We start from the raw sequence: 4,063 nt of genomic DNA, 5'->3' as shown, positions 1-4,063 counted from the left end.
CTCTGCATCTAACACACCGTTTTCGCTTTTGCTGGTAAGACATTTAAAAATAGGATCATTATCATCGCCTTTTAACTAAACTATTGCTGCCATAGGAAAAGTAACGCCATAATTCTTTTTACAAAATTACTGTATTTCGGTATTGGTACCCGGCTCCTGACCACCAAAGTTGTTGGCAGGAAAACCTACAATAACTAATTTGTTCTGGTATTTTTTATACAAAGCTTCCAACCCTTCGTATTGTGTGGTATAGCCGCATTTAGAAGCAGTGTTTACTATTAATATTTTTTTGCCTTTGAATTTTGAAAAGTCAATAGTTTGTCCATCCAAAGCTTCTACTTTAAAATCGTAGATAGATTTTGCGGCAATCATTGCAGGAGTTACTGTTTCGTTATTCATAACTGCAGTATCGATACTATTCGTTTGTGCTGCACAGGATAATAATGTTGCGGCAATGGCAATAAATTTTAACATGATTTAATTTTTAGTGAGTAATTTAATAACATTGAAATAAGACAATTGTTTAAGCAATTATGCTGCCAACTTGTTTTTAGATGCTAAACTTACGTAAAACAACTTGTGACAGTTTTATTGTTTTTCATAACATCCTAAATCCGGCAGCCCAATATTTCTATTTTTGTCATCTAAATCTTTCATTAAAATAGGGATATTTGCGATTCCTTTATTAACTCCCGGTGCATTATTGTTTGAAATTCTAAAATTATACATCCGCTTCGGCACATCAATACTATCAAATAATGGATTTTGGTTTTTTAGGTTGTTGGTTAATGTGCTGTTAGTTGGGTCGCTTCCTCTGTATAAATTATTTTCGAACAAAACAGTAAAAGTATTGACACCTTGTTTATTTACGGTTATTTCATTATTTACAAATCCTGAGCTATCAGCCCAAAAAATGCAATTGCGAAATACGGCATTTAAATTAGCGGTAATTGTTGAGCCACCCTGGGCCGCAAAATTATTTACGGTTAATAAAGGGTTTTTATGATTAATATATAAATTAGAATATGCCGCAACAGTACAATTAGTAAAATTATAATCGCCGCCATAAACCAATGCGACATTACTGCCGCAGTTACTTATTAAACTGTTATTAATTTGCAAACTGGTATTGGCACAAAGTATGCCTGCATCGTAAGCATTATCAATTTTGCATTGCTGTAAAATTAATTTTGGATTTGAATTGATTGATGGCGCAGTTACAACCACAGCCTGGTATGCATTTTTAATTATCGCAAATTTCAGCACATTATTTTTACTGTTGTTTCTAAAATAAATACCAGGCCAGCCTGCAGGCAGATCTTTATAATCATTATCTAAACGGTCGCCGGCAAAAACTACTTCATTATTTTTTGTCCCGTTAATTATAAGTGTGCCATCTACAATAAATGGCGCATCTGCATGACAATAAATTTTTGTACCGGGTTGTATAGTTAATGTAGCTGTTGTATCAATGCGAATACTCTTAAGAATTACATAAGGCAAAGTATTAGTCCATGTTACATTGCCGGTAATTACTTTATTGGATAAAAAATTAGCATTTTGCCCATATGCCTGCAATTGTACAAAACGGTTATTACCATTATAACTTATTAAAATACTATCGCTGATAATAAAAGGAAGATTGGCAGCGTTGGGATTTATTGATACCGATACAAAAACATAAATGCTGTCGTTGGCATCCAATTCAATATTGTTTGCTTCGGTAATATTGTTGCCATTAATATTTATTTTAAATGAAGATGCTGCACCACCTCCTAATTTAATTTTACTTAATTGCAGCTTTTGATTGTTCTCATTAATTATTTTAAAAGACTTTGTTATTGAGCCAGTAGTGGTAAAAACGGTATCGTATTTTAAAGAGTCGGCGGTAATGCTAAGCCTTGCATTAGGTGCTGTAATAAAACTATCTTTTTTACAAGAAGACACAATAAGCAAAAGGCAGCAGGTAATGGGCAATAAATAATTGGCAACAGACAACGGGCAATAAGCAAATAAATACCTCTTCATAATTCAAATTTAAAGTAAAACTATTTAGCAGCATGCGCTAAAGTGGCAATATATAATTTTGCCCCTTCTGTTTGTAAAATAACACTGCCGCAGGCTTCTAAAGTTGCACCGGTAGTTATTACATCATCTACCAGTAAAATGTTTTTTCCTTTTAAGGTTTCAGGGTTTTTTATTTTAAAACTGCCTTCCACATTTTCCCATCTTTCTGTACGATGCTTTCGGGTTTGTGTTTCGGTAAATTTTTGGCGAATTACATTGTCATTTAAAACAGGAATATTCATTACTTCACTCATTCCATTGCAAATTATTGTTGCCTGATTGTATCCACGTTTATGTTCTTTATCGGGGTAAAGCGGCAAAGGAATTAAGTAATCAATATTATTAAATCGGTTTGATGCTGATAATGTTTTACCCATTAACTCCCCTAAATAAAAACCAATAGCAGTATTGTTTTTATATTTTAATTGGTGAATGAGTTGCTGTATTAAAAATTCTTTTGAAAAATAAAATTCGCTGTGCGCTGCAGTAATGGGTATGCGTCCCCAAAATATTTTTTCTACCGGGTTATTATTATGCTGTGCAAAATTGGTGTGGGGTAAATTGTTGATGCAATGCAGGCAGAGCAAATTATCTTGTTGCAATAAATCGCTTCCGCAACCCGTGCATACGTGTGGGTAAAAGAGGTGAAGGGTGGAGGAGAATATGTTTTTTAAAGTTTGCATAAAATAAACCTGTTTAAATTATTATACACTAAAGCCCCTTCAGAGGTTTGGGGCTAAAACAAATACTGATAAACCTCTTCCACCTTTCCCAACGCTACTATTTCAATATTAGTTTTATGCTTGGGTAAACTTTTAGCATTGTATTTACTCACTATAATTTTTTCAAAACCTAATTTTTCAGCTTCGGCAATGCGTTGTTCAATACGGTTCACTGCTCTTATCTCTCCGCTTAAGCCCACTTCCCCGGCAAAACAAGTATGGTGGTGAAGCGGTACATCTTCATAACTGCTGAGTAAGGCACAAACAATTGCCAGGTCAATAGAAGGGTCTTCTATTTTTAATCCTCCGGCAATATTTACAAAAACATCTTTTACGCCAAAATGAAAACCACCACGTTTTTCCAGCACGGCTAATAATAATTGTAAACGCCGTAAATCGAAACCACTAACCGTACGTTGCGGCGTACCATAAACGCTTTGCGTAACTAACGCCTGCGTTTCTATTAATAAAGGCCGCATGCCTTCAATAGTTGCTGCAATGGCAATGCCGCTTAAGGCATCTTCTTTTTGCGTAATTAAAATTTCGCTGGGGTTGGTTACAGCCCTCATGCCTTCGCCGGTCATTTCGTAAATGCCCAACTCTGCGGTAGAACCAAAACGATTTTTTAAAGTACGTAAAATGCGATAAGCATAATGTCGGTCGCCTTCAAACTGCAATACCGTATCTACCATGTGCTCCAAAATTTTTGGCCCGGCAATGTTGCCATCTTTAGTAATGTGGCCAATTAAAAAAACAGGTGTGTTGGTTTCTTTAGCAAAGCGTTGCAGTTCGGCAGCAGTTTCTCTTATCTGGCTTACGCTTCCGGGTCCGCTTTCTACAAATGGCGATTGTAATGTTTGTATTGAATCTACAATAACCAATTGTGGTTTTAATTTTTTTATCTCCTGAAAAATGGTTTGTGTATTGGTTTCGGTAAGTAAATAAAAATTTTCACTTCTAATTCCTACACGGTCGGCCCTCATTTTTATTTGTTGTTCACTTTCTTCTCCACTTATATATAATGTAATCACATCTTTAAGGTGTAAACCAATTTGTAAAAACAAAGTTGATTTACCAATGCCCGGTTCGCCTGCAACTAAAACAATACTTCCTAAAACAATGCCACCGCCTAACACACGGTTTAATTCTGCATCGGTTTTAAGTATCCTTTTTTCTTCGGCGCTGCTTACATCATTTATAGAGATGGTTTTTTGTTTTCCCAAACCGGAGTAATCACGCCATTCATCTTTTTCTTTTTTATCGGTTCCTTTTGT

General features: G+C 35.2%; 4 protein-coding genes. All 4 read right to left on the bottom strand.

What is annotated here, in order from left to right; genetic code table 11:
• Positions 1-126 precede the first annotated feature (126 nt).
• Entirely contained in the window at positions 127-474 is a 348-nt protein-coding gene (locus ACY65O_RS13715; RefSeq protein WP_462221425.1) for a hypothetical protein, read from the bottom strand.
• A gap of 114 nt (positions 475-588) precedes the next feature.
• Positions 589-2,028, bottom strand: a complete 1,440-nt coding sequence (locus tag ACY65O_RS13710; RefSeq protein ID WP_462221424.1) for a hypothetical protein — start codon at positions 2,026-2,028, stop codon at positions 589-591.
• Positions 2,029-2,048: 20 nt separating this feature from the next.
• A complete protein-coding gene (locus tag ACY65O_RS13705) occupies positions 2,049-2,750 on the bottom strand; it encodes a ComF family protein (protein WP_462221423.1) in 702 nt (233 codons plus the stop codon).
• A 53-nt stretch (positions 2,751-2,803) separates the two neighbouring features.
• Positions 2,804-4,063 (bottom strand): DNA repair protein RadA (gene radA / locus ACY65O_RS13700; RefSeq protein ID WP_462221422.1); only part of this gene is annotated, 1,260 nt, incomplete at its 5' end.

The organism is Ferruginibacter sp., assembly GCF_031430955.1.
Classification (GTDB): Bacteria; Bacteroidota; Bacteroidia; order Chitinophagales; family Chitinophagaceae; genus Ferruginibacter.
Note: the sequence above shows the minus strand (reverse complement) of the source record. Positions and strands in the feature narration are given on the sequence as shown.